At 66.7% G+C, this 1,385-nt stretch carries 2 protein-coding genes; both read right to left on the bottom strand.

The features are described from left to right. On the bottom strand, positions 1–402 hold a 402-nt coding region (locus KUTG_RS61640), incomplete at its 3' end, for a hypothetical protein (protein ID WP_043720340.1). Between the two features lie 226 nt (positions 403–628). After that, positions 629–1,204, bottom strand: a complete 576-nt coding sequence (locus KUTG_RS25910) for a hypothetical protein (protein WP_043720338.1) — start codon at positions 1,202–1,204, stop codon at positions 629–631. Between the last annotated feature and the right edge of the window lie 181 nt (positions 1,205–1,385).

The raw sequence follows: 1,385 nt of genomic DNA, 5'->3' as shown, positions 1-1,385 counted from the left end.
GATCCTCGGCAGGCCCAGCACCACGTCGTCATCCACGTCCTGCGAGCCGCCCGACCGGTCCACCACGAAGCCCACCGTGTTGGCCGCGTCCTCGTTGAACAGCTCCACGATGCCCGTCACCAGTTGGTGCTGTTCATGCGTGGACAGGCCGTCCAGGTCGAACTCCTGCGCCACCACGTCCTCGCTCACCCGGCGGAACCGGCAGTACAGGGCCGTCTCCTCGTCCAGCCAGTACTCCACGTCCACCGCCGCGCACTCGCTCAGCGCCAGCCGCTCCAGCAGCCCCGCCCGCTGCGCCCCGGGATCGGACAGCGTCAGCCCCAGTGACTCGATCCTGGCGACGGTCCGGTCGGCCCGAGCGGTCGACCAGCCGTTCTCGTACCAGTGGATGAAACCGCTCACCCGATGGCTCCTCGTTCTCTCGGCTGCCGTGCCGCCATGTCTACCCCGTCACCCCACCGAGGGTTCACCGTGGGGCGGCCGGACCACTTCGGGCCTCGATCACCCGATCGTGACGCTGCCTGCGGCGCGCAATGCCTGGTAACCTCAACTTGAGCCGGCGGTCTGCGGACACGACCGGAAGTGGACCCGGGACCCCCTGCGGGATAGCAGGAGCCCGGGTTTCGCGCTATCTGGGCTCAGCGATCACATCGATGACATGCGCTGACGTGAGTATGTGCCACGGTTCAGGATCGCCGTGGAGTTGCGCGGCGAGGTAGCTGCCCACCAAGAAGTCCGCCAACCACAGTCGTTCATCGGCGCGCTTGCGTTCATGGTCGATGCGCATCGCCGCCGTGATGAGATGCGACTGCCGCAGCCATCCGCTGGTGCGGCGATCGTGCCTGTCGCCGGTGTGCCGCGACTCGAAGACGATCTGGTCGACCTGTTCGACGTGTTGAAGATGCGGCAGCAGCCAGGTCAGGAGGCGGGCGCGGGCGGCCTCCTGCTGGGTGTTGGTGGTCGTCCTGGTCACCACGACCGCGCCGGTGAACGACAGGTCGGCGATGGCGATGGCGATCTCGATGCGCCGCTTCGCGCCCTCCTCCCGGTGATGGAGATGGTCCTGGTTGGGCAGCAGCGTCGCCCGCAGACCGGCCCGCAGCGTCGCTTCGTCGGCACTGGTCGACAGGGCAGCCGCCATGCCGTACATGCGGCCGCTGGGCAGTGGCCCGCCGCCTTCGTCGATGTGTGCGTAGATCTCCACCTGGTCCCCTTGTTGCTCAACGGGCGAGCGTAGCGGCCAGGAATCGCCAGCACGTTCGAGTGAATTCGCTCAAGGTTGTCAGGAAACTCTTACTCAGATTAGCTCTCAGTTGAGAGGTAGATTTCGGGCGGTGATGGCGGATGGAGCTGATGGCCAACGGTGATGTGGGCTGCGGCGGGTG

Origin of the sequence: Kutzneria sp. 744, assembly GCF_000568255.1 — a bacterium.
Lineage (GTDB): Bacteria > Actinomycetota > Actinomycetes > Mycobacteriales > Pseudonocardiaceae > Kutzneria.
Note: the sequence above shows the minus strand (reverse complement) of the source record. Positions and strands in the feature narration are given on the sequence as shown.